This is a genomic window from Bradyrhizobium sp. JYMT SZCCT0428 (genome assembly GCF_018131075.1).
Classification (GTDB): domain Bacteria; phylum Pseudomonadota; class Alphaproteobacteria; order Rhizobiales; family Xanthobacteraceae; genus Bradyrhizobium.
In genome coordinates this window covers 37,404-60,853 of sequence record NZ_JAFCLS010000033.1, presented here as the reverse complement: position 1 = coordinate 60,853, position 23,450 = coordinate 37,404, and the positions used below count along the sequence as shown (strand labels likewise).

At 61.8% G+C, this 23,450-nt stretch carries 23 protein-coding genes, 1 tRNA gene and 1 pseudogene; 15 read left to right on the top strand and 10 right to left on the bottom strand.

From position 1 onward, the window contains the following. Positions 1-283 precede the first annotated feature (283 nt). Positions 284-360 (top strand) — tRNA-Arg (locus JQ575_RS29180). 373 nt (positions 361-733) lie between these two features. Here the strand turns inward: JQ575_RS29180 and JQ575_RS29175 are convergent. After that, the gene (locus JQ575_RS29175; RefSeq protein WP_212036674.1) at positions 734-922 is read right to left on the bottom strand and encodes a Trm112 family protein; all 189 of its coding nucleotides are present in this window, start codon (positions 920-922) and stop codon (positions 734-736) included. A gap of 319 nt (positions 923-1,241) precedes the next feature. Between JQ575_RS29175 and JQ575_RS29170 the strand changes: the two genes are divergently transcribed. The 4 genes from JQ575_RS29170 (at position 1,242) to dctP (ending at position 4,444) form a co-directional block, all read left to right on the top strand. After that, positions 1,242-1,484: a hypothetical protein gene (locus JQ575_RS29170; RefSeq protein WP_212036649.1), complete on the top strand. Its 243-nt coding sequence runs from the start codon at positions 1,242-1,244 to the stop codon at positions 1,482-1,484. A 718-nt stretch (positions 1,485-2,202) separates the two neighbouring features. Next, positions 2,203-2,427, top strand: a complete 225-nt coding sequence (locus JQ575_RS29165; protein ID WP_212036648.1) for a hypothetical protein — start codon at positions 2,203-2,205, stop codon at positions 2,425-2,427. A 252-nt stretch (positions 2,428-2,679) separates the two neighbouring features. After that, the gene (locus tag JQ575_RS29160) at positions 2,680-3,039 is read left to right on the top strand and encodes a DUF6481 family protein (protein WP_192735814.1); all 360 of its coding nucleotides are present in this window, start codon (positions 2,680-2,682) and stop codon (positions 3,037-3,039) included. 382 nt (positions 3,040-3,421) lie between these two features. Next, positions 3,422-4,444 (top strand): TRAP transporter substrate-binding protein DctP, encoded by a 1,023-nt coding sequence (gene dctP / locus JQ575_RS29155; RefSeq protein WP_212036647.1) that lies wholly within the window; start codon positions 3,422-3,424, stop codon positions 4,442-4,444. Between the two features lie 10 nt (positions 4,445-4,454). Here dctP and JQ575_RS29150 read toward each other — a convergent pair whose 3' ends face one another. Continuing rightward, a complete protein-coding gene (locus tag JQ575_RS29150; RefSeq protein WP_212036646.1) occupies positions 4,455-5,153 on the bottom strand; it encodes a GntR family transcriptional regulator in 699 nt (232 codons plus the stop codon). 189 nt (positions 5,154-5,342) lie between these two features. On the opposite strand from JQ575_RS29150, the gene JQ575_RS29145 reads away from it, so the two are divergent. The 4 genes from JQ575_RS29145 (at position 5,343) to JQ575_RS29130 (ending at position 9,259) form a co-directional block, all read left to right on the top strand. Beyond that, the gene (locus JQ575_RS29145) at positions 5,343-5,966 is read left to right on the top strand and encodes a TRAP transporter small permease (RefSeq protein WP_212036645.1); all 624 of its coding nucleotides are present in this window, start codon (positions 5,343-5,345) and stop codon (positions 5,964-5,966) included. Between the two features lie 2 nt (positions 5,967-5,968). Further along, positions 5,969-7,234, top strand: coding sequence for a TRAP transporter large permease (locus tag JQ575_RS29140; RefSeq protein ID WP_212036673.1), 1,266 nt, complete (start codon positions 5,969-5,971; stop codon positions 7,232-7,234). Positions 7,235-7,260: 26 nt separating this feature from the next. Then, the gene (locus tag JQ575_RS29135) at positions 7,261-8,256 is read left to right on the top strand and encodes a TRAP transporter substrate-binding protein (protein ID WP_212036644.1); all 996 of its coding nucleotides are present in this window, start codon (positions 7,261-7,263) and stop codon (positions 8,254-8,256) included. 76 nt (positions 8,257-8,332) lie between these two features. Continuing rightward, the gene (locus JQ575_RS29130) at positions 8,333-9,259 is read left to right on the top strand and encodes a dihydrodipicolinate synthase family protein (protein WP_212036643.1); all 927 of its coding nucleotides are present in this window, start codon (positions 8,333-8,335) and stop codon (positions 9,257-9,259) included. Between the two features lie 5 nt (positions 9,260-9,264). Here JQ575_RS29130 and JQ575_RS29125 read toward each other — a convergent pair whose 3' ends face one another. The 3 genes from JQ575_RS29125 to JQ575_RS29115 are packed head-to-tail and all read right to left on the bottom strand — an operon-like array spanning position 9,265 to position 13,795. Beyond that, positions 9,265-10,173, bottom strand: coding sequence for a hydroxymethylglutaryl-CoA lyase (locus tag JQ575_RS29125; protein WP_212036642.1), 909 nt, complete (start codon positions 10,171-10,173; stop codon positions 9,265-9,267). Continuing rightward, on the bottom strand, positions 10,170-12,176 hold the full coding sequence (locus tag JQ575_RS29120; RefSeq protein ID WP_212036641.1) for an acetyl/propionyl/methylcrotonyl-CoA carboxylase subunit alpha: 2,007 nt from the start codon (positions 12,174-12,176) through the stop codon (positions 10,170-10,172). The genes JQ575_RS29125 and JQ575_RS29120 overlap by 4 nt, the downstream gene beginning before the upstream one ends. Before the next feature lie 14 nt (positions 12,177-12,190). Then, complete coding sequence (locus tag JQ575_RS29115) at positions 12,191-13,795, bottom strand: carboxyl transferase domain-containing protein (protein ID WP_212036640.1); 1,605 nt, start codon at positions 13,793-13,795, stop codon at positions 12,191-12,193. A 330-nt stretch (positions 13,796-14,125) separates the two neighbouring features. On the opposite strand from JQ575_RS29115, the gene JQ575_RS29110 reads away from it, so the two are divergent. Together JQ575_RS29110 and JQ575_RS29105 are read left to right on the top strand one after the other, a co-directional pair. After that, the gene (locus JQ575_RS29110; RefSeq protein ID WP_212036639.1) at positions 14,126-14,773 is read left to right on the top strand and encodes a TetR/AcrR family transcriptional regulator; all 648 of its coding nucleotides are present in this window, start codon (positions 14,126-14,128) and stop codon (positions 14,771-14,773) included. Positions 14,774-14,806: 33 nt separating this feature from the next. Next, on the top strand, positions 14,807-15,301 hold the full coding sequence (locus JQ575_RS29105; RefSeq protein WP_212036638.1) for an Lrp/AsnC family transcriptional regulator: 495 nt from the start codon (positions 14,807-14,809) through the stop codon (positions 15,299-15,301). A gap of 20 nt (positions 15,302-15,321) precedes the next feature. Here JQ575_RS29105 and JQ575_RS29100 read toward each other — a convergent pair whose 3' ends face one another. Next, positions 15,322-15,627: an ETC complex I subunit gene (locus JQ575_RS29100; protein WP_212036637.1), complete on the bottom strand. Its 306-nt coding sequence runs from the start codon at positions 15,625-15,627 to the stop codon at positions 15,322-15,324. 182 nt (positions 15,628-15,809) lie between these two features. Here JQ575_RS29100 and JQ575_RS29095 point away from each other — a divergent pair. Further along, positions 15,810-16,988 (top strand): annotated as a pseudogene (locus tag JQ575_RS29095) (OpgC domain-containing protein); the annotation flags it as partial. Here JQ575_RS29095 and JQ575_RS46595 read toward each other — a convergent pair. Both JQ575_RS46595 and JQ575_RS29090 read right to left on the bottom strand, forming a co-directional pair. Next, entirely contained in the window at positions 16,960-17,046 is an 87-nt protein-coding gene (locus tag JQ575_RS46595) for a hypothetical protein (RefSeq protein ID WP_409364833.1), read from the bottom strand. The pseudogene JQ575_RS29095 and the gene JQ575_RS46595 sit on opposite strands and share 29 nt — an antisense overlap. A 45-nt stretch (positions 17,047-17,091) precedes the next feature. Continuing rightward, the gene (locus JQ575_RS29090) at positions 17,092-18,900 is read right to left on the bottom strand and encodes a carbamoyltransferase C-terminal domain-containing protein (protein ID WP_212036635.1); all 1,809 of its coding nucleotides are present in this window, start codon (positions 18,898-18,900) and stop codon (positions 17,092-17,094) included. 361 nt (positions 18,901-19,261) lie between these two features. On the opposite strand from JQ575_RS29090, the gene JQ575_RS29085 reads away from it, so the two are divergent. Continuing rightward, on the top strand, positions 19,262-19,567 hold the full coding sequence (locus JQ575_RS29085; RefSeq protein ID WP_212036634.1) for a hypothetical protein: 306 nt from the start codon (positions 19,262-19,264) through the stop codon (positions 19,565-19,567). 342 nt (positions 19,568-19,909) lie between these two features. Here JQ575_RS29085 and JQ575_RS29080 read toward each other — a convergent pair whose 3' ends face one another. Together JQ575_RS29080 and JQ575_RS29075 are read right to left on the bottom strand one after the other, a co-directional pair. Continuing rightward, on the bottom strand, positions 19,910-20,686 hold the full coding sequence (locus JQ575_RS29080) for a cyclase family protein (RefSeq protein ID WP_212036633.1): 777 nt from the start codon (positions 20,684-20,686) through the stop codon (positions 19,910-19,912). A gap of 57 nt (positions 20,687-20,743) precedes the next feature. Next, the gene (locus JQ575_RS29075; RefSeq protein ID WP_212036632.1) at positions 20,744-21,727 is read right to left on the bottom strand and encodes a fumarylacetoacetate hydrolase family protein; all 984 of its coding nucleotides are present in this window, start codon (positions 21,725-21,727) and stop codon (positions 20,744-20,746) included. A 90-nt stretch (positions 21,728-21,817) separates the two neighbouring features. On the opposite strand from JQ575_RS29075, the gene JQ575_RS29070 reads away from it, so the two are divergent. Both JQ575_RS29070 and JQ575_RS29065 read left to right on the top strand, forming a co-directional pair. Then, positions 21,818-22,741, top strand: a complete 924-nt coding sequence (locus JQ575_RS29070; protein WP_312016042.1) for an ABC transporter substrate-binding protein — start codon at positions 21,818-21,820, stop codon at positions 22,739-22,741. 10 nt (positions 22,742-22,751) lie between these two features. Next, entirely contained in the window at positions 22,752-23,450 is a 699-nt protein-coding gene (locus JQ575_RS29065; protein WP_212036630.1) for a GntR family transcriptional regulator, read from the top strand.

The following is a 23,450-nucleotide window of genomic DNA, read 5'->3' as shown; positions in this document are numbered from 1 at the left end:
CTTGGGCGGACGACCGCCTCGTAACGGACGAAAAGTGCGCGAAAAGGTGACGGACTGATGGCGATGGAAGAGGCTTGCGAAAGAGTCGCATGCGGCATGGCTCTGGCAGTCCAAGGTCCCGGACCGCACCGGCAGGGGTTGCCGGCGCAGCATTGATTGATGGGCGGACCGATGGCAATGGTTCGCCGTCTGGCTTTGTCGCAGCCTGAAGGAAATCGGTTCGGAGCGGACTTGGCTCCGAAGCGGATTTTTCATATTGGCAGTGTGCTACAAAGACTCCGACGGTCCCATAGCTCAACTGGATAGAGTAACGGATTTCTACTCCGTGGGTTGCAGGTTCGAATCCTGCTGGGATCGCCAATATTTTCAATCGGATAGCTGGCTTCTTCTCGAAAAAGCCGTGTCGCATTCTGTATTGAAGAGAACTCCTGGCTTTCATGGTTGTCGCTCGCCCGGTAACGGACCGAGCAGTAACGGTTCGACATTCGCTGATCCGGCGAGCGCCAAGATGGCTTCGCGTGGCACCATAAGAGAGAGGCCGCCAACTGAGGCGGCCTACGGATCGATAATCCCGGTGCCATCGTCCTCAAGGCGGAACGCACCTCGGCAAGCCATGTGATATTTTCGCCCGACGACTGGCATCTCATCTTCCTTGCTGAACGAAGGCACATTCACCGCAAGTCGCTTGCAAACGAACGCTGTGTGAGACGGGATCTTTGGTAGACCAAAGACTTCAATCCAGCTTTCGCGCTTCTGCCGGCAGCATGATCGGGATCCCGTCGCGAATCGAGTATGCGAGGTGTGCCGAACGGGAGATCAGTTCCTGTTTTACCTCATCAAACTCCAGCGGCCCCTTGGTCAGGGGACACACCAACAATTCAAGCAATTTGGGTGAGATCTTGCGAGCCTCGGCCATGGCCATTTCATAGACCGGGACTTCAATCATTTCAATGCAGACTGTCCGAGCGCTTCGCCGATGATGCTTCAGTAAGGGACGCCGGGTGATGGGCGATACTGGTTGCTGAAGCGCGCAGAACGGGAAACGCCGGCTGCAGGACGATTTGCCGATCCGACCGGGCCGCGCTTCAATGGCATGCCCGCCCTCACCGCCGCTCACACCCGGAACGCTTCGACCGCTGGCGCATCTATTACGGTGATGTTGAATTCTTCTGATGGAATATCGCGGCAAGAATTAATTGATCTTCGAAGGCGATTAGTCAAATTCGTGCCGATGGGCTGTGATGCTCGACGACCTCACACGAAAAAAGGCGAAGGCAAGACGCGCAGCGCCGTCGTGCTTGCCGTTGACCGAGCGCTCGCTGAACCGCCTCCGTCCCGCTGGGCGTGGCGCATCCTTAAGCGACACCGGAGAACGCGTGTTCGGTGGCGCCGAGCGCGCAACGCGCGCGTCAATGTATGTGCGCGCTTTCGATGGAATCGACTGGGGTGCGTGGCATTCGTACGTGCTCACGACCATCGTCTAGAGCCCTGTCCGTTCCGACTGAAATCGGAACGGCGCTCTGGATTCTTGATCTGACGCGTTTTCTTGACGCGAACCGGTTAGCCATTTTGCTGGAAAGCGCTTTAGCGATGCAAACCGAACGCAGCGTTCCCGGACCCTCTCGCGCCTAGGACCGGATGCGCGTGCAAACCGGTTCCCTGGCTACACGAATCGATGCAGATTTGGCGTGCGTCAGCCTCCTGCAGGTGGTCCAGACAAACGCCATCCGGCTGCACTGCCAATCCGGCCCGAGCGCGGCGCTGGACACCGGCTCCGGGTACGCCAGTCCGGTCGCGACCCCGCCCGCGACGCAGGCGAACAAAACGATCGCTGCGGCGAGAACGACATTTTTAGGGGTGCACCAATTCGGGATCATGGTGGTCGCTCCTTTCAGGACTGCCGCAACATAGGCCCGCGCCGGCCGTCCTTATGTGAGCGAATTCACAGATTTTCAGCTTTCGGGTGCGACCGATCGCACCGGCAGGTTTCGGCCCAAGCCGGGACGGCGTTACCGATCGTATCGGGTTCCCTCTCCTGACATCCGGCCGCGCCACAACCTGTGCGCTACCTGCCGGATCAATTCTGCAACACTCGCACGCCAAGATGCGCGGCAAGGGGTACAAGTCCCGCAAATCCATTGCGCGCGTGCAGAGGTTGATCAACATTGTTGGTTTGGGGAAAGCGCGTGTGCGGAGCGTGCCATGAGCAAGCATGAAGTGGGCTACGACTACGATCGCTATCGAAAACTACTGGCTGAAGCGACCGACGATGCCAAGCGGCTCGAACTCATCGATCTCATGATCAAGGAGGGAGCTCGCGACAGGCTGGAGGCTCAGCGGACTTCCGATCGCGTGGCGATGACGGCCGTTACGGTTGCGAAAATTCTCGGCCCGGGGGGGCGCCGCGACCAATTCAGGGGTGATTAGAACAGCCACTTCCTGGCTCGGCCCGGAAGCCGGCGCTTGCTCGCGCTTGTGTCGAGGCGCACGCCATCGGCGATCCGGCCAGGCCGCCGCCAAAGCGCTCACCGGCATCGGTGGACCAACCGGGCCGTTCACGGAAATCTCCCTGTTTGCCCCCTTCGGCGCTGGCATTTTGTCGCCGGTTCACCTACTGAAGCGCAAACCGCCAATCCCCTGCTTTTCACAACCAATCAAGAAAACGACAAGGCCCCTTTTATGAGTGGATTCAAGGAACCCAGCTTCGCCGACCGCCAGAAGGCCGCCCAGCAAGCGAGACAGAACATCCTGAACAAGTTCAAGGCCCAGCCCGGCCCTGACGATCCGGAGGTGAAGCAGCGTCAGGCCGAGCGCGAAGCGCAGGCGGCCGCCCGCGCCAAGGCCAAGGAAGCCCGCGAAGCCGCCAAGGCCGAAGCCAAGGCGCGCGAGGAAGAAGCTGCGGCCGCGGCTGCCGCCCAGCTCGCCCGCGAAAAGGAAGAAGAGGCCGCCAGACAGGCAGCCCTCGAGGCCGAAGCGAAGGCCAAGCGCGATGCGCGCTACGCGGCCCGCAAGAGCGGCGGCAAAGGCAAGAAGAAGTAACGCTCGTTCGGGCGCGGGCGTCCGCGCCGGAAATCTCAAGACTCCGCGCGGGCGAACCCGATTGAAAAACAAACGACGGCTTGGCCATTGTTCATGCCGTCTTTCACCATCCCGCCGTCCTTCGATGGCGTCCGCCTTCATCCTGCCCCGTCCTTCTTCGTGACACTCCTGGACGTGTTAAGTCGTCCGTGAAACCCCTCTCCTTCCTACGTGTGCACTGCGGCAGACCTTGAAGTCTGGCTCTGGAATCAGCCACTGCTGCCTTGAGCGACAGGCTGGTTCGAACGATCAGAACAGAAAAATCTACGCACGGCAGCCGGTTAAGCTGCGCTCAAGGGTCGGCTTGGACACGCCGATCAAGGATGGAATTCAGGGGAGAACCATGCTCACACGCCGCCATGTTCTCGGATCCGCGCTCGCCGCGCCTGCCATCCTTCGCTTCGGCACGGGCACCGCACACGCCGCAACAAGGCTGAAGATTTCGCATCAGTTTCCGGGCGGCACCATCGACAAGGGCGATTTCCGCGACCGCCTGTGCCGGACGTTCGCGCAGGAAGTCGCCAAGCGCAGCGGCGGCGAGATCGCGGCCGAGGTCCACCCGAACTCCTCGCTGATCAAGACCAACGCGCAATTCTCGGCGATGCGCAAAGGTGAGCTCGATCTAAGCCTCTATCCCCTTCCCTATGCCGGCGGCGAATTGCCGGAAACCAATATCGGCCTGATGCCCGGACTGGTGTCGACCTACGATCAGGGCTTGCGCTGGAAAACGCACCCCGTCGGCAAGGCGCTGACCGATTTCCTGGCCGACAAGGGCATCATCTTGCTGAGCTGGGTCTGGCAGGCCGGCGGCGTCGCCAGCCGTTCCAGGCCGATCGTCGCTCCGGAAGACGCCAAGGGCCTCAAGGTTCGCGGCGGTTCGCGCGAGATGGACATGGTGTTGCTGACCGCGGGCGCAGCAGTGCTCTCGGTAAATTCCAACGAACTCTATGCGGCGATGCAAAGCGGCGCCTGCGATGCCGGAATTACCTCCTCCACCAGCCTGATCTCGTTCCGTCTGGAGGAGGTCGCAAAATCGCTGACCTCAGGCGCGGGCGCCTCCTACTGGTTCATGCTGGAGCCACTGTTGATGTCGAAGGCGAGCTTCGACAAGCTGCCGAAGAACCAGCAGGACATCATTCGCGCGGTCGGCGCGGACCTCGAAGCCTTCGGCAAGAAGGGTGCACAGGACGACGATATCGAAGTGGCCAAGGTCTATGAGAAGGCTGGCGCCAAAGTCAGCGCACTCGATGCGGCAACCGTCGCCATGTGGCGCGACATCGCGCGCGATACCGCGTGGAAGGACTACAGTGCCGCGACGGCGACGTCGGCCAATCTGCTGAAGCTCGCAACCGACGTCGCCGCCTGATGCGTTCGCGCTACTCGCCTGCCCGCGTTGCCCGCTTGGAACGAACTGCGATCGAGCCGCCGCCGACGACCTGCAACAGATCCGCTCTCACCGATTCGATATGCTGTTCCAGAAACCGGCACGCCTCGTCGATTTGCTGTGCCCGGCACAGCGCGATCAGATGGGCGTGCTCCTTTTCAGCGATCCCCATCGCCTTGGTGTTGGATAGTTGCAGGCGCGTGTAGCGGTCGCTGGTTTGCAGCAGCGCCACGACGATCGCCTTGGTACGGGGCTGGCGTGCCTGCGCGTAGAGCGCCATGTGAAACTCGGCATTGAGTTGCCCCCATTCGCTGACGTTGCGCGCCTTGATCGCCTTCTCGAAGCGCTTCTGGATATCGTCCAACCCGTCGAGGTCCTTGGCGGCAAAGCAAGGTGCGGATTGCGCCAGCAGCCGCGGCTCCAGGATCCGGCGCAGATCAAACACGTCGTTGATTTCGTCGAGCGACAGTTCCGAAACGATCGCCCCCTTTTGCGGGACGATCCGTACCAGCCCTTCGGCTTCGAGCTGAAACAGCGCTTCGCGAACCGGAATGCGGCTCACGCCATAAGCATCGCCCAGCGCGTCCTGTCGCAGTTGCGATCCCGCCGGATAGGTTCCGTCGAGAATCGATTGCCTGAGCTGGTCGACGATCGCAGCCGACAAGGTCCGGTGCTTTAGCGGGACTTTCATTTGATCTTCCGTCTTCATCGCCGGCCCCTCCAGTCGAGGCGGTCTTGTTTCGCACGTTGAAGTGGTCCGCCCCAGCACAAAGCCGGTGCGAGGCCCATGATTCACCCTGCAATCTCCATTGACAGCAAGATTGTATAAATTATACATTTTGCGAATGCACGGCAAATTTCGCGGGTTGCGGGGCTCCCCATGATCGAACAAACGGCTTCCGATGCGCCGGCGTTCAGCGCCCGCAGCGTCGTGGTCAGGGCTTCCGGCGCCCTGCTCGCATGCGAGCGCATTGCCCTGATGGGCTTGATGTATCTGCTGACGGCCCTGATCCTGGTGAACGTGGTCACCCGCTATTCGCATTTTCCGATCTACTGGATCGATGAATCGGCCGTCTATTGCGTGGTCTGGCTGACGTTTATCGGCGCATCCGCGATGACCCGGCTGAGACTCGATTTCGCCGTCACAATGCTGACCGAACGGCTTTCGGCGCGAACTCAGAAGCTTGCCAAGGTGATTGCAACCGGCATGGTGGTGGTGTTCGGCGTGTCGCTGATCGCCACCTGCTGGCTATGGATGGACCCGGTTGGCCTCGCCCGCGCCGGCTTCGACGCTCGCAAATTTGCCGGCGAGACCTTCAACTTCCTCTACACCGAGCGCACCCAGACGCTGAATTGGCCGACCTGGGTGGTCTATCTGACGCTGCCGATCTTTGCCGTGTCGATCACGATCCACGGCATCGCAAACCTGCTCGAGGACCTCGAACTCGTGCCACGAACCGCCTTGAAGGGCTTCCAGCTCTCCGAGCTCGACGGGGTCAACTGATGATCATCACCTCGGCGGCCTTCATGGCGATCATGCTGGTCGGCGTGCCGATCGGTCTTTGTCTCTGCCTTGCCGGTTTCGTCTACATCATCGCGTCGGGCAATCCGGTACTGTTTCAATCCTATCCGCTGCAATTGTTCGGCGGCGTCGACAGTTATGGACTGATCGCGATACCGTTGTTCATCCTGATCGGCGAGATCATGAATGGCGGCGGCATTACCCGGCGCATCGTCGACATGGCGATGGCGTTTGTCGGTTCGCTGAAGGGCGGGCTGGCCTACGTCAATATCCTCGCCAACATGTTCATCTCCTCCATCCTCGGTTCGGCGACCGCGCAGGTCGCGATCATGGCGCAGATCATGGTCCCGGAAATGGAGAAGAAGGGCTACGACAAGACGTTTGCGGCGGGTCTGACCGCCTATGGCGGCATGCTCGGACCGATCATTCCGCCGTCCGTGATGTTCGTCGTCTACAGCGTGCTGGCGCAGGTCTCGGTCAGCGACATGCTGATCGCCGGCATCGTGCCCGGCGTGATCCTCACGGTGATGTTCTGTCTCGTCATTGCGCTGATGGGCTACGTCTACAACTACCCGCGGGCCGAATATCAGACGCCGCGGCAGCGCGTGGCGACGATCCTGCGCACCTGTCCGACACTGCTGATTCCGATCGTCATCGTCGGCTCGATCCTGGGCGGGCTTGCCAATGCGACGGAGTCGGCGGCCGTCGGCGCGGTCGCGGCGGCCCTGATCGGAAAATACTGGACCAGGGAATTCGAATTCTCGCAGCTGCCGCAGATGATGCTGCGCTCCGGCATCTATTCGGCCATCGTGCTGTTTCTGGTGGCGGCCGCCGCCGTGTTCTCGTGGGTGCTGATCTTCGGCAAGGTGCCGCAGGAAACCGCGGCGTGGATCCAGTCGGTCGCCAAGGATCCGATCAGCTTCATGCTGCTTTGCAACGCTATCCTGCTGGTGATCGGCACGGTGATTGACGGAATTCCCGGCCTGATCATGACGGTTCCGATCCTGCTGCCGGTCGCCACCGAGATCTATCACATCGATCCCCGGCATTTCGGCGTGGTGGTGGTGATCAATCTGGTGCTCGGCCTGCTCTCGCCGCCGGTGGGCCTTTGCTTCTTCGTCGCCGCCGCGGTCACCGGCGCCAAGCCGGGAAAGATGTTCATCGTGACGCTGCCTTTCTTTGGGATCTCCTGCGTCCTGCTGGTGCTGCTCTCGCTCTATCCCTCCCTGTCCCTCGTCCTCATCAAGTGAATCGTCCAACTTAACGGAGCTTTGTCATGACCATTTCACGTCGTCGATTTCTTGGCCGATTTCTCGCCGCCGGCGCGGCCGTGCCGTTGTTCGCGCCCTCGCTCGCGCTGGCGCAGGCCAAGGAGTTTCGCCTCGGCCTCATCACGCCCAACGGTCATTCCTGGAACAAGGCCGCGCTCAAGCTCGGCGAGGACCTGAAGGCCGCCACCAGCGGCCGCCTGACCATGACCGTGTTTCACTCCGGCCAGCTCGGCAACGAGCCTGCCATGATGCAGCAGCTGCAATCCGGCGCGCTCGACATGGGCTTCATCCAGGCCGCCGAACTCGGCTCGCGCGTACCGCATATCGCCGCGATCAATGCGCCCTACATCGTGCGTTCGACGCCGTCGGTGGCCAAGTTCGTCCGCCACCCCGCGGCGGTCAAACTGTTCGACGTGCTGCCGCAGGAAACCGGAACGATCGGTCTGGGCTGGGGCATCACCGGCATGCGCGCGATCTTCTCGGCCAAGGATCTGACTGGTCTGGCCGATATCAAGGGGATGAAGCTGCGCATCAATCCGACGCCGGTCTATCGCGACTTCTATTCTTCGCTCGGCGCGGCGCCGACGCCGATCCCGACGCCGCAGGTGTTTGACGCGATGTCGAACGGCCAGGTCGACGGGCTCGAGGCCGACCTCGAATTCTCCTGGAACCAGCGCTTCGACAAGGTCGCCAAGGTCATCCTGCAGATGAACGCCCTCTTCATGCCGATGGCGGCCGTGGTCTCCGGCCGCGTGTGGCAGTCGCTGCCGGCAGCCGACAAGGAGCTGATCGCCAAGACCGTCAAGTCGACGCTCGACGCGCAGATCGACGAGCTTGCGGGCAACGAGCCCAAGCTGATCGAGAATTTTCGCAACGCCCCGATCCCGATCCGGCAGGTTGCGACGGCAGATACCGAGGCTGTCATTGCCGAGTTCGACAAGATCTGGCTGCCGAAGGCGCCGGTTCTCGCCGAGCTGCGCAAGGTCGGCGCGACGCTCTGACCTTCTCCATCGTTCTTCCAGTCAACTCCCGGCGGATTGAGAAAATCCGCCGGAAAAATCCAATCGGAGCGAAACAATGAGCCCACGCATTTCCTGGGAAGGCGTCTTCCCGGCCGTTACCACGCAATTCCATGACGACCTGTCGCTCGACATCAACGCCACGGCCAAGGTGATGGACGGCCTGATCCGCGACGGCGTGTCCGGACTGATCATCTGCGGCTCGGTCGGCGAGAACACCTCGCTCGAGCGCAAGGAAAAAATCGCCATCATGGAAACGGCAAAGTCGGTCGCCGCCGGCCGCGTTCCCGTGTTGTGCGGCATCGCCGAATTCACGACCGCTTTCGCCGTCGAAACCGCCAGGGAAGCCGCGCGCGTCGGGATCGATGGCATCATGGTGATGCCGGCGCTGGTCTATTCGTCCAAGCCGCACGAAACCGCCGCGCACTTCCGCTCGGTCGCAACAGCGACCGATCTGCCTGTCATGCTCTACAACAACCCGCCGATCTACAAGAACGACGTGACGCCGGATATTCTCGCTACGCTTGCCGACGTCGAGACGGTGGTGTGCTTCAAGGATTCCTCCGGCGACACACGGCGGTTCATCGACACCCGCAACATGGTCGGCGATCGCTTCGTGCTGTTTGCAGGGCTCGACGACGTCATCGTCGAGAGCGTGGCGATGGGCGCGGTCGGCTGGGTATCGGGCATGTCGAATGCCTTCCCACGCGAGGGCGAGACCTTGTTCCGCCTCGCCAAGGCCGGACGCTACGCCGAAGCGATGCCGCTTTACGAATGGTTCATGCCGCTGCTGCATCTCGATGCCCGTCCGGACCTCGTCCAATGCATCAAGCTGTGCGAGCATATCATTGGCCGTGGCACCGCGCTAACCCGCCCGCCGCGGCTGGGCCTGCTGCCGCACGAAAAGGAGGAGGTCGAAGCCATCATGGCCAAGGCGCTGAAGAACCGGCCAATGCTGCCGAATGTCGGCCTGAAGGCGGCGTAAGCGGCCTACTTCGCGGCGCGGTTCTTGGCGTTCAACGCCGAAGCGACGCGGCTGACCGCGGGCCTGCCAATCAAGCGGCTGACCTCGTTGGTCGCCGCAAGTAGCTTGTCCATGTCAACGCCGGTCGCGATCCCCATGCCCTCGAGCATGTAGACCACATCCTCGGTCGCCACGTTCCCCGTCGCGCCCGGCGCATACGGACAGCCGCCGAGGCCGCCGGCGGCAGAGTCGATGACGCGAACGCCCTCCTCCATACCGGCGTAGAGATTGGCCAGCGCCTGGCCGTAGGTGTCGTGGAAATGCATCGCGAGCTTGTCCGTCGCCACTTCCGCGGCGACCGCGCGCAACATCTGCCTGGCCTTGAGGGGCGTGCCGACCCCAATGGTGTCACCGAGCGAGATCTCGTAGCAGCCGAGGTCCCACAATGTCCTGGCGAGATCGGCGACCGCCTTCGGCATGATCTCGCCGTCGAACGGACAGCCGAGCACGCAGGAAATATAGCCGCGCACCTTGACGCCATCCGCCTTGGCTCGCTCCAGCACCGGCTTGAAGCGCTCGATCGACTCCGCGACCGAGCAATTGATGTTGGCGCGAGAAAAGCCTTCGGATGCAGCGGCAAATACGGAGACAACCTCGGCTCCTGCGGTACGCGCGGCGTCATAGCCCTTCTCGTTCGGGACCAGGACGTGGAATTCGGCGTCCTTGACATGCCTGACCCCGCGCAGCACCTGATCCGAACTCGCCATTTGCGGGATCGCCTTTGGCGAGACAAAGGCGCCAACCTCGACGGTCGAGAGCCCGGCGGCCACCAGCGCCTCGACAAAGGCGATGCGCGCCTCGACGCTGACCAGCGTCTTCTCGTTCTGCAGGCCGTCGCGCGGCCCCATCTCGATGATGCGGACCGAATTGCTCATGACGCTGACGGTTCGACTTCGGCGAGTTCGACGCCTTCGCCGACGATATCGCCGACCTTGCACTTGATCTTCTTCAACACGCCGGCATAGGGCGCGCGCAGCGTCTGCTCCATCTTCATGACTTCCAGCGTCAGGATCGCAGCGCCCTTCTCCAGGGTCGCGCCCTCTTCGGCCAGCAGCGCCACCACGGTGCCCGGCAACGGCGCCACGATCTTGTCCTCGCCAACATGCTCCTCGGTCTCGCCGCCGAACGGATCGACCCAATGCAGGTCGAAACGGCCGTTGCGGGTGCGCAGATAGAGTTCGTGACCCTCGATGACCGCGACGACATGGGACTTCATCCCGTCGAGCGTCAGATCAAAACCACCATCATCGGCAGGCGACGTCGTGAAAACGAATTGGCGATCGCCGATCGACAGCGTCGACGCTCCGTTGCCATAGTCCAGGGTGACTTTCTGCTCGGCACCTTGGCCCTGGCGAAGCGCGAACACCCGCTGCCGCTGGCCGACCGGCTGCCAGCCAAACGCCTGCCACGGCGAATGGGCCTCCTTGGCTGCGACCTTGCGCTCCTCGACGACGATAGCGGCGACCGCCGCACAGAGTTCAAGATCGCCGCAAGCGTGTTTCGGTTCGGTCAGGCCCTTCAATTCGCGTTCAATGAAACTGGTGTCGATGGTATTCGCTCGAACTTGCGGATGCGTCACCAGCGCCGACAGGAACGGAATGTTGGTCACGATGCCGCGGACGTCGGTTTCTTCCAGCCCGCGGTTCAGCCTCTCAATCGCCGCCTGCCGCGTCGGCGCCCACGCGATCACCTTCGCGAGCATGGCGTCGTAATAGGGCGACACCGCATCGCCGCTGCGATAGCCGGCATCGATGCGCAGGCCGTCGACAGCGTCAGGCGTACGCCATGTCCTGATCCGGCCGACCGAGGGCATAAAATTCTTCTGCGGGTTTTCCGCATAGACCCGCGCCTCGATGGCATGGCCGTTCAGTTTGATCTCGTTTTGCGCCAGCGGCAGCTTTTCGCCGAACGCCACCCGCAACTGCCATTCCACCAGATCGACGCCGGTGATCAGTTCGGTCACGGGATGCTCGACCTGCAGGCGCGTGTTCATCTCGATGAAGAACACGTCCTTGCCGTCGGAGACGAATTCGATGGTGCCGGCGCCGACATAGTTGACCGCGCCAGCCGCCTTGCGCGCGGCGGCGCAGACCGTCTCGCGCTGGGCGGCGTCCAGCGTCGGCGACGGGGCCTCCTCGATCACCTTCTGATGGCGCCGCTGCAGCGTGCATTCACGCTCGAACAGCGACAGCAGATTGCCGTGGCTGTCGCCGATGATCTGCACTTCGATGTGACGCGGGTTCAGAACGAACTTTTCGATCAGCATGCGATCGTCACCGAACGCCGCCTTGGCCTCGCGCTTGGCGCTGACGATGGCGGCCGACAATTCACCGGCCGAATTGACCACGCGCATGCCGCGCCCGCCGCCGCCGGCGGAGGCCTTGACCAGTACCGGGAAGCCGATCTTGTCGGCGGCAGTCGCCAGCGTGGCCTCGTCCTGGGCCTCGCCGTGATAGCCGGGTACCAGCGGCACGCCGGCCTTTTCCATTAGCGCCTTGGAGCCGGATTTGGAGCCCATCGCCGTCATCATCGCGGCGGTCGGACCGACGAACACCAGGCCGGCATCGAGGCAGGCCTGCGCGAATTCGGCATTTTCGGACAGGAACCCGTAGCCGGGATGCACCGCTTCGGCCCCGGTCTGGCGCGCCGCTTCAATGACCCGCTCAATGTTGAGATAGCTGTCGCGGGCCCGTGCGGGGCCGAGCAGCACGGCCTCATCGGCCATGGCGACATGCATGGCGTCGCGGTCGGCCTCGGAATAAACGGCCACGGTGCGCAGCCCCATGGCGCGGGCGGAGCGGATCACGCGGCAGGCGATCTCGCCGCGGTTGGCGATCAACAGCGTGCGAAAACGCCGGTATAGTTTCGAGCGGTCCATCATCAGTTCCTGCATCACATCCTGAACAGGCCGAATTTCGTCGGTTCGATCGGCGCGTTGGCAGCCGCGGACAATCCAAGGCCGAGCACCAGCCGCGTATCGGCGGGATCGATCACCCCATCGTCCCACAGCCGCGCGGTGGCATAATAGGGACTGCCCTGGCTCTCATACTGGGCGCGGATTGGCGCACGAAACTTCTCGTCCTCTTCGGCCGACCATGTGTCGCCCTTGGCCTCGATACCGTCGCGCCGCACCTGGGCCAGAACCATCGACGCCTGCTCGCCGCCCATCACCGAAATGCGGGCGTTCGGCCACATCCAGAGGAAGCGCGGGCTGTAGGCCCGCCCCGACATGCCGTAATTGCCGGCGCCATAGGAGCCGCCGATCACGACGGTGAATTTCGGCACGCCGGCGGTCGCCACTGCCGTCACCAGCTTGGCGCCGTCGCGCGCGATGCCGCCGGCCTCGTATTTCTTGCCGACCATGAAGCCGGTGATGTTCTGCAGGAACACCAGCGGGATATTGCGCTGGCAGCACAATTCGATGAAGTGCGCGCCCTTCAGCGAGCTCTCGCTGAACAGGATGCCGTTATTGGCGATGATGCCGACCGGATAGCCCCAGATATGGGCGAAGCCGCAGATCAGGGTCGTGCCGTAAAGCTTCTTGAACTCGTCGAATTCGGAACCATCGACGATCCGCGCGATGATGTCATGAACGTCGAACGGCTTGCGGCCGTCGGCGGAAACCACGCCATAGATTTCTTCCGCTGGGAACAGCGGCTCGCGCGGTTCGCGCATGTTGAGTGTGGCGCGCGTCGGCGGCTTCAGCGTCGCGACGATGCGCCGCGCGATCCCGATCGCATGGGCGTCGTTCTGTGCGTAATGGTCGGTGACGCCGGATTGCCGCGAATGCACGTCGGCGCCGCCGAGCTCTTCGGCCGTGACCACCTCGCCGGTCGCGGCCTTCACCAGCGGCGGCCCGCCGAGAAAAATCGTGCCCTGGTTGCGCACGATGATGCTCTCGTCCGACATCGCGGGCACATAGGCGCCGCCGGCCGTGCAGGAGCCCATCACAATGGCGATCTGCGGAATGCCAGCTGCCGACATCTGCGCCTGGTTGTAGAAGATGCGGCCGAAATGCCGCTCGTCGGGAAAGATCTCGTCCTGCAGCGGCAGGAACGCGCCGCCGGAATCGACCATGTAGACGCAGGGCAGATTGTTCTGCCGCGCGATGTCCTGCGCGCGCAGATGCTTCTTCACGGTCATCGGATAGTAGGTGCCGCCCTTGATGGTGGCGTCGTTGGCGACGATGACGCATTCGCGGCCCGAGATGCGCCCCACCCCGGTGATGACGCTGGCGGAATGGACGTCGCCGCCATAGAGGCCGTGGGCAGCCAACGGCGACAACTCAAGGAACGCGGTCCCGGGATCGACCAGCAGGTCGACACGCTGCCGCGCCAGCATCTTGCCGCGCGAGGTATGCCGCGCGCGCGAGGTTTTGCCGCCGCCGCCGGCAACCACCTTGAGTTTTTCTCTGAGGTCGGCGACGAGGCCGCGCATCACTTCGGCGTTGCGGGCAAAATCGGCGGATGTGGGATCGATCGTTGAATGAAGCGACATGGCCTATCGTTTCTTTGGGTGACGGGCGGTTGGTGCGTGGCTCTAGGACTGACGGGACAAGACCTCTCGCGAAACGGCGCGACAGGCTGTACCATCTTTGCGGCGAAGTGTCCCGGCAGCCGGGATTGCGGGCCCACTTGCACGATCACGTCTCCTCCGAATTAAAAACGATCATACGTTTTTTTAATCGCGCCGCAAGAGGATGGTAGTCATTTTCGATTTTCCACCAAAGTGGCATGTCATGCCGTTGAAATTCCTCATATCTCATGTAATAAACATACGGTCGTTTGTATCTTTATGAGCGGCTCAATCCACTGCCTCGGGGACCAGATGGCACGCACGATCGGCTCTTATGGCCCGAAGACGCTGGAAGCGATCCGCAAGGCCGGGCTGCGCCTGATCTTCGAACAGGGCTATTCGGCGATGAGCCTGCGCGACCTCGCCGCCGAGGTCGGGATCCAGGTGGGGTCGCTTTACAATCATATCAGCACCAAGCAGGAACTGCTGTTCGAGCTGGTGCAGGACCACGTCAACGAGCTCATTCGTCAGCTCGACCTCGCGCTGGAAGGAAAGCAAGGCCCGGAGGAAAAGCTCCGCGCCTTCGTCGCATTCCACGTCACCTACCACATGAGCCGCAAGCGCGAGGTCTTCATCGCCAATTCCGAGCTGCGCAGCCTGGAGCCGAAGAACTATGAGGCGATCGTGGCGCTGCGGAGCGCCTATGAGGCGCGGCTGGCGCGCATCCTCTCGGAGGGCGTTTCCGAAGGCGTCTTCGAGGTCGTTGACGTCAAGGTGGCGACGTTTGCGATCCTGGCGCTTCTGACCGGCCTCTGCACTTGGTACCGGCCAGGCGGACGCCTGACCAGGGACGCGATCATCGCCGCCCATGAGAAACTGGTGCTGTCGGGCGTGTCGCCGCAGGCCGCGAGCGCCCCTGCCCACAGCATCCGCAAGCCACGGCGCGCTGCAGCTGTCTAGCAGCGGCGAACTCTCGAGCGCGGACGAGCAGCCATGACAGTCAATCACAAGCTCGACGACATCGACCTGAAGATATTGTCCGAGCTTCAGAGGGATGGACGCATCCGGATCAACGAACTGGCCAGTCGTGTCGGCCTCTCCCTGCCGCCTTGCCTGCGGCGCGTGCGGTCCCTGCGCAGCCGCGGCGTGATCAAGGCGATCCGCGCCACGATCGACGAGAAGGTGCTCGGCTACGAGGTCGTGTCGTTCGTATCGATCCAGCTGGCGAGCCAGGCCAAGGCGGCGCTGGAAGCGTTCGAAGCCTCGATTGCGGCCCTGCCAATGGTTCTGCAAAGCTGGCGCATCTCGGGAGAAGCGGACTTTTTACTCAAATGCGTCGCGCCCGATGTCGAGGGGATGCATCAGCAGCTTCGGCAGTTCGCCGCCATGCCCGAGGTGCGGACCATCAGAAGCCTGCCGGTCCTTGGCGTCGCGAAGGATGCGCCCTTGCCGATCCCGGGGGATCCGACGCCCCGAAGCGATCCCTAGCGCTTCAATGGGTTCAGGACTCAGTGAGTCCAGGGCTCGCCGCGCCGGAAAGCGAAATTGTCGGCATAGGCGACCTGCCGGTGAACGGAGTCCTTGGGTTCGATCACCTGATAGGGAATGCCCTTGCGCTCGCAATAGGCCACCGCGTCTTCCTTGGTATCGAAGCGGAGCGTGAGCTGCTGCTTCATGTCGCCGGATGAGGTCCACCCCATCAGCGGTTCAATGGCCCGGGGCTGCTCGGGCTCGTAGTCGAGCTGCCACTCCCGAGTCTTGGCCCTCCCCGATTGCATCGCGTTTTTGGCGGGCTTAAAAATGCGTGCGGTCATGGATGGTCGAACCTTCGGAGATGTGCGACTTAAAGACACTAGACTTGGAGACGTTTGGCGCAGACGGCCGGGATAGTATAGAGACACCTTTCAGGGATTTGATCGGTGATTCCATAACCCCGGATGTACCATTTCCGGACCGGTATAGTCATTATGCGGCACTGTGACAATCTTCGGCCGCCATGCGGCCAGGGTATGGTTCGAGGCCTGATTCAAGGCCTGGTCCGGCGGCGCAATCGTCCCGACAGCATCACATCGAAGCGGCTCCCATGAAAATCAACGCCACCCTGCCCGAAAAAGGACGCGACCTGCGGCTCGACCTGTTTCGCGGGGTTGCGAACTGGGCGATCTATCTGGATCACATCCCGGACAACGTGGTGAACTGGATCACGACCCGCAACTACGGCTTCAGTGACGCGGCCGACCTGTTCGTTTTCATTTCCGGATACACCGCCTCCTTCGTCTATGCCCGAATGATGCTCGACCGCGGCTTCATCGTCGGCGCCACGCGGCTGACCAAGCGCGTCTGGCAGCTCTACGTCGCCCATATCATCCTGTTCGTGATCTATATCGCCTCGATCAGCTACCTCGCGCTGCGGTTCGGCGATTCCGAGCTCGTCAACGAATTCAACGTCGTCGGCCTGGTCGACAACGCGACCGAAACGTTGCGCCAGGGTCTGTTCCTGAAGTTCAAGCCGGTCAATCTCGACGTGCTGCCGCTCTACATCGTGCTGATGGGGCTGTTCCCGCCGGTGCTGTGGATGATGCTGCGCCAGCCCAACTGGACCATGGTCGCCGCCATCGTGCTGTGGCTGGTGTCGCGGCAGACCGGCTGGAACCTGGCGGCCTATCCCGCCGGAACCTGGTACTTCAACCCGTTCGCCTGGCAGGTGCTGTTCGTGTTCGGCTCCTGGTGCGCGCTCGGCGGCGCCCGGCGGTCGGCGGGGCTGATCAACCACCCGCTGACGCTGTATTTCTGTATCGCCTATCTGCTGCTGGCGCTGGTCATGACGATGGCCGGCAGGTTTCCGGATTTCGGAAACATGTTCCCGCATTGGCTCTATTCGATGTTCAATCCGAACGACAAGACCAATTTGGCGCCCTATCGCTTCCTTCATTTCGTGGTGATCGTGATCCTGGTGATCCGTTTCATCCCGAAGGATTGGCCGGCGCTGGAATGGAGAATATTCGATCCGCTGGTGGTCTGCGGCCAGCAATCGCTCGCGGTGTTCTGCGTCGGCGTGTTCCTGTCGTTCGTCGGGCACTTCCAGCTGTCGCTGAGCTCCGGCTCGCTGTTCGCGCAGATCTTCGTCAGCGTAACCGGCATCGCGATCATGACCATCGTCGCCTATTACATTTCCTGGTCGAAACGGCAGGACAAGCCGCTGCCCAAGCCGGCGGCGCCGAAAGCCGCCTGATCGAGGCGGCTTGATCGGGCTCCCGCCCCCCACTAAACGGCCACCTTTAGGCCGGTCTAGCCGTCGCCGACACCAGGTTCGTCACGTCGTAGTAGGTATCGACCAGCGGTCCGACGATCTTGTGCATGGCGGTCTTCGATACCACCGTGTCGTGCATGATCAGATGGTCGACCCCCGTGGTCAGGAAGCAGGCCACGGCATCGCGCGGCGTTTCGACGATCGGCTCGCCCTTGATGTTGTATGACGTGTTGATTAGCACGGGAACGCCGGTCAGCGCGTCGAACTCCTTCAGCAACTGGTACAGCCTCGGGTTGGTCGCTTCGCGCACGGTCTGGACGCGCGCGGTACCGTCGACATGCACGATCGCCGGAATCTTGTCGCGCCATTCAGGGCGAACCGGTTTCGCAAGCAGCATGAACGGGGAATCCGCGTCGCCCTCGAAAATGTCCTTCATCCGCTCGGCCAATACGATCGGCGCGAACGGGCGGAACGCCTGGCGGTGCTTGACGCGGCTGTTCAGGATATCCTTCATCTCGGGCTTGCGGGGATCGCCGAGCAGGCTGCGGTTGCCGAGCGCCCGCGGGCCGAACTCCGAGCCGCCCTGAAACCAGCCGATCACCCGCTGATCGGCGAGCAGCTTCGCGGTGTCGCGGCAAACATTGTCGCTGCGCCTGGCGTCGATCTGGATGCGCACCAGAAACCGCTGCAGCGCAGCCGCGACATCCGCATCGCTATAGGGTTTGCCGATATAGGAATGCTCCATGACGAAGTTGCGGCGCTGCTTCAGGATCTCGAGCCAGCCATAATACGCGCAGCCGATCGCAATGCCGTCATCGCCGGTCGCCGGCTGGATCCAGATATTGTCGAAACCGGCTTCACGGGCGAGCCGGCCATTGGCCACGCAGTTCAGGGCAACACCACCGGCCATCGTCAGGTTCTTGGCCCCGGTGGTTTCGCGAAGCCAGCGCGCGCGGGCGAGCAGCACGTTCTCGGTGTCGTCCTGCACCCGCCAGGCCAGATCCTCCCAGTGCCGCATGGCCGGGCTCTTTTCCCAGTTGCTGCCGTCCTGGATGTAGGGCTGCTTGAGATCGGTGGTCCAGTGCGGTACCTGCAGCGTGCCGTCGGTCAGCCCCATCAGGCTCTTGACCTGGTTGTGGCGGCCGTAGGGCGCGAGCCCCATCAACTCGCCGCATTTATTCCAGTCGCCGAAAATGTAGGTCGACGCCCGGCTGTAGAGCGCGCCCATCCCCGGCATGTTGTAGAATTCATCGCTCAGGAAGCCGCGGTCCGGCTCCATGAAAACCTTCTTCAGGCATTCGAGCGTCGAACCCTTGAACTTGTAATAGCTCTCGGATTCGCGCGCGAGCGGCGTTGCGGTGTCGCTCGAGGGATAGGACTCCATGACGTCGGACCGATAGCTGCCGACGCCATCGACGATCATCACCACGCCTTCCTCGAACGGCGATACCGCGAACGCGCTGTAGGCGTGCGCCAGATGGTGGGAGATCGTCACCACCTTGTCCGAGTGCGACAAATACAACGGGTGCTTGGCCGCGTCGTCCCGTTCAAATTCGGGAAGGAAGCCCGGCGCGTCAAAATAGACCAGCCGCTCCTCCATTTCCCCCACCGGCATGATGTAGCAATTGCGAACGATCAGATCGATGTCATCCAGCGTGATGCCTTCTGCCTCGAGGCAATAATCGATCACCTCCTTGTAGAAGCCGGACGCATGCTTGACCCGCGTGATCCGCTCCTTGGCGATCGCGAATGCGATGGCGCCGTCGCGCAGCAGGCAGGCGCTCACGTCATGGTCGTAGGTGTTCAGGCCGAGGACATAGGTGTGCTGTTTGGGCATGGATACTCTTTAAGGCGGGGGATCGTCGTGCGCGAGATGTCGACTTCAAGTTGTTGGCGTGGGCTTGCCCGATTTCTCGGCTGGTTTGTCTTGCCGAGTTTTCGTTTCGGTAATTCTGCAGTGCACAATCGGACAGAAAGATGAACGAAGATGAACGAAGATGAACGGCGCAACGCGAGAATTTGTTGCAAGTCGTGGTGTAACTTGACCTTATCTTTCCGTCTTAATAAAGTCCCGAATTGCCGGAAGAACCTTAGTAAAGATATTATCTTAGCTCATCTGAACCAAAAGCATTTTCGAGCGTCTAAGTTTGATAATGCGGAAGTCCAGGTGGTTTAGAAAGTGACCGGGAGATTCTAGAATGGCTAAACGCTACAATATCCTCACGCGTTGTCTTGCAGCGCTCGCTCTGTTGTTCGTCTACGTCGCCAGCACGTCTGCCATTCTGGTAGGTGCGACGACCTCGCCGGCTGAAGCCCGCGGTGGACGAGGCCGTGGCGGCGGGTGGGGTCGCGGTGGTGGTCGTGGTTTCTATCGCGGCGGCGGCTGGGGTCGCGGCCGTGGTTATTATGGCCGGGGCTACGGCTTCTACGGCGTTCCCGTGGTGCGCGGCGGACCGCGCTGCTGGTGGAATGCCTACGGCGTTCGCGTCTGCAGGTATTACTGATACCGGACTGATCAGCGAAATTTACGCACGGTCTAAACAATAATCAGGTGTGCCGGACAACCGGCACGCCTTTTTCTTTGCCGCCAATTTGAAACCTCCACCGCGCAGCAGGTGGGTTAGCTTGACTCAGGTCTGGCATGAGCGCGCTGCGCTCAATCGAGATGCGCAGTGTCCGCGTTGCGGCGCGCGCCCGCTGTCGTCAGTACCAGTGCCACACCGAGGTTGAAGCCACGGCGCGGGCTGAACTCGACGAAGCGAACTCACTCCCGCAGACGCATCTGCCAAACGGCTAGAGGCATTCCATCATGAAATTCCTCCCGGCCTTTCTCGCAGGCGATGGATCTATCCGTCGAGAATAGCGACGGCCCGGGTCCAGCCCGCCGAGGCGCGTTCGATCTTCACCGGGAAGCAGGACACCATGAACCCGGTCGATGGCAGTTGCTCGAGGTTGTGCAACTTCTCGATGTGGCAATAGCCGATGTGACGACCGGCCTTGTGGCCTTCCCAGATCAGGCTGGCATCCTTGGTCTCGGCATATTTCTTTGCGGTGTAGACGAACGGCGCATCCCAGCTCCAGCCGTCGATGCCGGTCAGCCGCACACCGCGCTCGAGGAGATACATGGTCGCCTCATAGCCCATGCCGCAGCCCGAGGTGACATAATCCTGCCGGCCGTATTTGACGCCGGCGCTGGTGTTGACCACCACGATTTCCAGCTGCGACAGCGTATGACCGATACGCTTGAGCTCGTTCTCCACGTCCTTGGCGGTCGCCACATAGCCGTCGGCAAAATGCCGGAAGTCGAGCTTCACGCCCGGCTGCAGGCACCATTCCAGCGGCACCTCGTCGATGGTCCAGGATCGCTCGCCCCGATTCATGGTGGGATGGAAGTGCCAGGGCGCATCCAGATGCGTGCCGTTGTGGGTCGAGAGCTGCACCTGCTCGACCGCCCAGCCCTGCGCGTCCGGCAAGTCTTCGGCCTTCAGCCCGTCAAAGAACTGCAGCATGCGCGGCAGGCCCTGCTGGTGGTCGATGTACTGGATAGTCGGGTGACCGCCCGGCGGATCGGCGGGTACGTCGTTTTGCAGGGGAACGGAGATATCGATCAACTTGCGCGCCATTGGCGTTTCCTCGCTGAATGTTTTTGGTTCTTGTTGTGGTGGCGTGGTCGCGGCGCCCTATTGCCGTTCGACCCGGTTCTTCAGGATACCGATCTTTTCGACTTCAAGCTCGATGCTGTCGCCGTGTTCGAGATACCAGCCGAGTTCCAGTCCGCAGCCATTGCCGACCGTGCCGGAGCCGATGAATTCGCCGGGCATCAGGGTCTCATCCCTGGTGACATGGGCGATGATCTCCTCGAATGAAAACAGCATTCCATCGGAAACCCCTTGCGAGCGCATCTTGCCGTTGACGCGCACTTCCATCTTGAGCTTGTAGGGGTCTCCGATTTCGTCCGGTGTGATGATCCACGGTCCCATCACGTTGCCGCCATCGAAACTCTTGCCTTTTGCGGGACCGAGCCGCCCCTCCATTTCGATACGCTGGGCGTCGCGCGCAGAAAAATCGTTGAAGATCGTATAACCGAAGATGTGATCCTTGGCTTTCGCGGCGGAAATGTTGGCACCCTTGTTCTTGGTGATGATGCCGAATTCGCATTCGTAGTCCATCACCTGACTGTAGCGCGGCCACTTTACGGTGGTGTTGGTGCCGCGGACGCTGAAGCGGTTGGTGATGTAATAGATCGGCTGCTTGCGATAGACCTCCGGCAATTCGCCGAGCGGCTCGGCCTCGATCCGCGCCAGTTCCGCCATGTCGTTCCTGGCGCGTGCGGCGAGCTTGAGCTGGCCGCGCGGGGCCTGGAGAATGTGCAGCGGGAATGACATGCCGTCCCGCATCTGCCGCGGCTCCGGGATCGGGGCAAGGATGTCGGCCGTTGCAGCTGATACCGACAAGGTTTCGTCCTTGCCGTGCTTGTCGAACACCGCCGATGCCTGTTCGAGCGCGCCTTCGCCGGCGTCGATCAGGGCAAGCATGGATGCAAAGGCCGGATTGGCGGCGCCGTTCCGGCCGGCGGCCGCGGCGAGATCGAACAGTTTGCCGTCGCCGGAATGCACGATCCCGACCTTTTCCTGACCGCCGGATTTGAATGTTGCGAGTTTCATTGTGTGCCGCCCTCTTGCTTTTGGATGAAATATATGATCAAAAAAAATATCGATAATCAAGCGCAAAAAATGTAAACCGGGGAGATGGCGGTGAAAAGGACCCTTGCAACCTTTGCGGTCAGCCTGGCGCTGACGGGAGCTGCCGTCGCGCAGGCCAAGATTCAGGTCGGTTGCACGGCGACGTCGGATTGCGCCTCCGCCATGGTGGCGATCGACGAAGGCATCTTCAAAAAGCACGGGCTTGAAGTCGAGATGACGCCGATCGGCATCAATTCGAACATCCCCGCCGCGATCCTTTCCAACTCGATTCAGATCGGTGGGCCAACCTCGACTGTGTTTCTGCAGGCCGTTGACGGCGGCCTCGACCTCGTCGCCATCGCTGGCGCGAGCGTGATGAGCCCGGTGAACCAGGACAGCATCGCCGCCTTCGTCCGCATCGGCATTACCATCAAGGAGCCGAAGGATTTCGTCGGCAAGAAAGTCGGCGCGCCCGGCCTCAACGCCTTCCTGCATGTGCTGTTCGTAAAGTGGCTGGTGGACAAAGGTGTCGATCCCAGGCGCGTCAATTTCGTCGAGGTCACCTTCCCGACCATGGCCGACATCATCAAATCAGGCGGCGTCGATGCCGTGCTGACCGCCGAGCCGTTCGTGGCGCGTATGCTGAACGCAGGATTAGGCTCGGTCGGCGCGCGTTATGCAGCCGAGCTCGCGCGCACCGACCCGATCATTTTCTACGCGGCATCCCGCGAATGGGCCGACAAGAACGCCGTCGCGATCAAGAAATTTCGCGATGCGATCGCCGAATCCGCGCTGATCGTCAATGGCGATCGCGAAAAGGCGTCCGCGTCGATCTCCAAATTCACCAAGCAGCCGATCGAATTGGTCAAGGCGACGCCCCCGAACCAATCCGAGCCGGTGCTTAAGCCCGAGCAATTGATCTGGTGGATCGAGGTAATGTCGTCGCAGAAAATGCTGCAATCCAAGCTCGATACCGCCAAACTGGTCCTGAAGTGAGGCTGTTGCAATGTCGACTACCGAGCGCAATTCGACCCAACCCGCGACTGAGGCCGCAACTTTAAGCGAGCGAGCGGCCACGCTGGTCGAGCACGACATACTGGCCGGGCATCTCGCGCCGGGATCGCGGCTTGGGATCATCGATCTGGTTCAGCGCTATGAGATCGGCGCGACGCCGCTGCGCGAGGGCTTATCACGGCTGATGTCGCGCGGGCTGATCGTTGGAACAGGACAGCGCGGCTTTCGCGTCGCGGACGTCAGTCGCGAGGATCTGCACGATATCACCGTGATGCGGACCGCGGTCGAGATCGAGGCTATCAGGTTGGCGATTACCCATGGCGACGATGCCTGGGAAGCCGGCATCGTCAGCACGCTGCACCAGATGCGCCGGCACATCGAGCGGACCGGCGATGAATTCCGCGAAGGCGCCGATGATTTCGACCGGCTGCACAAGGGTTTCCACAGCGCTCTTCTGAGCGGCTGCGGCTCCAAGCGGCTGCTGGCCGCGCATTCCGATCTCTACGACCAGGCCTACCGCTATCGCCGCGTGATGATGCGCTCCCTCGACAGCGGCAAGAAATTCGTACGCGTCCACCAATTGCTCGCCGACCGCGTTCTTTCCCGCGATATCGCCGGCGCGCAGGCGATGCTGGAGGCGCATCTGCGTTCGACGATCGACATCGTCTACCCCAATGGAAGCGAGAGCTGA

What these genes read in the sequence shown, in the direction of transcription:
- JQ575_RS29175 (WP_212036674.1), bottom strand. Translation starts at nt 922, where the DNA reads ATGGCCATGGCCGAGGCTCGCAAGATCTCACCCAAATTGCTTGAATTG.
- JQ575_RS29170 (WP_212036649.1), top strand. Translation starts at nt 1,242, where the DNA reads ATGCTCGACGACCTCACACGAAAAAAGGCGAAGGCAAGACGCGCAGCG.
- JQ575_RS29165 (WP_212036648.1), top strand. Translation starts at nt 2,203, where the DNA reads ATGAGCAAGCATGAAGTGGGCTACGACTACGATCGCTATCGAAAACTA.
- JQ575_RS29160 (WP_192735814.1), top strand. Translation starts at nt 2,680, where the DNA reads ATGAGTGGATTCAAGGAACCCAGCTTCGCCGACCGCCAGAAGGCCGCC.
- dctP (WP_212036647.1), top strand. Translation starts at nt 3,422, where the DNA reads ATGCTCACACGCCGCCATGTTCTCGGATCCGCGCTCGCCGCGCCTGCC.
- JQ575_RS29150 (WP_212036646.1), bottom strand. Translation starts at nt 5,153, where the DNA reads ATGAAAGTCCCGCTAAAGCACCGGACCTTGTCGGCTGCGATCGTCGAC.
- JQ575_RS29145 (WP_212036645.1), top strand. Translation starts at nt 5,343, where the DNA reads ATGATCGAACAAACGGCTTCCGATGCGCCGGCGTTCAGCGCCCGCAGC.
- JQ575_RS29135 (WP_212036644.1), top strand. Translation starts at nt 7,261, where the DNA reads ATGACCATTTCACGTCGTCGATTTCTTGGCCGATTTCTCGCCGCCGGC.
- JQ575_RS29130 (WP_212036643.1), top strand. Translation starts at nt 8,333, where the DNA reads ATGAGCCCACGCATTTCCTGGGAAGGCGTCTTCCCGGCCGTTACCACG.
- JQ575_RS29125 (WP_212036642.1), bottom strand. Translation starts at nt 10,173, where the DNA reads ATGAGCAATTCGGTCCGCATCATCGAGATGGGGCCGCGCGACGGCCTG.
- JQ575_RS29120 (WP_212036641.1), bottom strand. Translation starts at nt 12,176, where the DNA reads ATGGACCGCTCGAAACTATACCGGCGTTTTCGCACGCTGTTGATCGCC.
- JQ575_RS29115 (WP_212036640.1), bottom strand. Translation starts at nt 13,795, where the DNA reads ATGTCGCTTCATTCAACGATCGATCCCACATCCGCCGATTTTGCCCGC.
- JQ575_RS29110 (WP_212036639.1), top strand. Translation starts at nt 14,126, where the DNA reads ATGGCACGCACGATCGGCTCTTATGGCCCGAAGACGCTGGAAGCGATC.
- JQ575_RS29105 (WP_212036638.1), top strand. Translation starts at nt 14,807, where the DNA reads ATGACAGTCAATCACAAGCTCGACGACATCGACCTGAAGATATTGTCC.
- JQ575_RS29100 (WP_212036637.1), bottom strand. Translation starts at nt 15,627, where the DNA reads ATGACCGCACGCATTTTTAAGCCCGCCAAAAACGCGATGCAATCGGGG.
- JQ575_RS29090 (WP_212036635.1), bottom strand. Translation starts at nt 18,900, where the DNA reads ATGCCCAAACAGCACACCTATGTCCTCGGCCTGAACACCTACGACCAT.
- JQ575_RS29085 (WP_212036634.1), top strand. Translation starts at nt 19,262, where the DNA reads ATGGCTAAACGCTACAATATCCTCACGCGTTGTCTTGCAGCGCTCGCT.
- JQ575_RS29080 (WP_212036633.1), bottom strand. Translation starts at nt 20,686, where the DNA reads ATGGCGCGCAAGTTGATCGATATCTCCGTTCCCCTGCAAAACGACGTA.
- JQ575_RS29075 (WP_212036632.1), bottom strand. Translation starts at nt 21,727, where the DNA reads ATGAAACTCGCAACATTCAAATCCGGCGGTCAGGAAAAGGTCGGGATC.
- JQ575_RS29065 (WP_212036630.1), top strand. Translation starts at nt 22,752, where the DNA reads ATGTCGACTACCGAGCGCAATTCGACCCAACCCGCGACTGAGGCCGCA.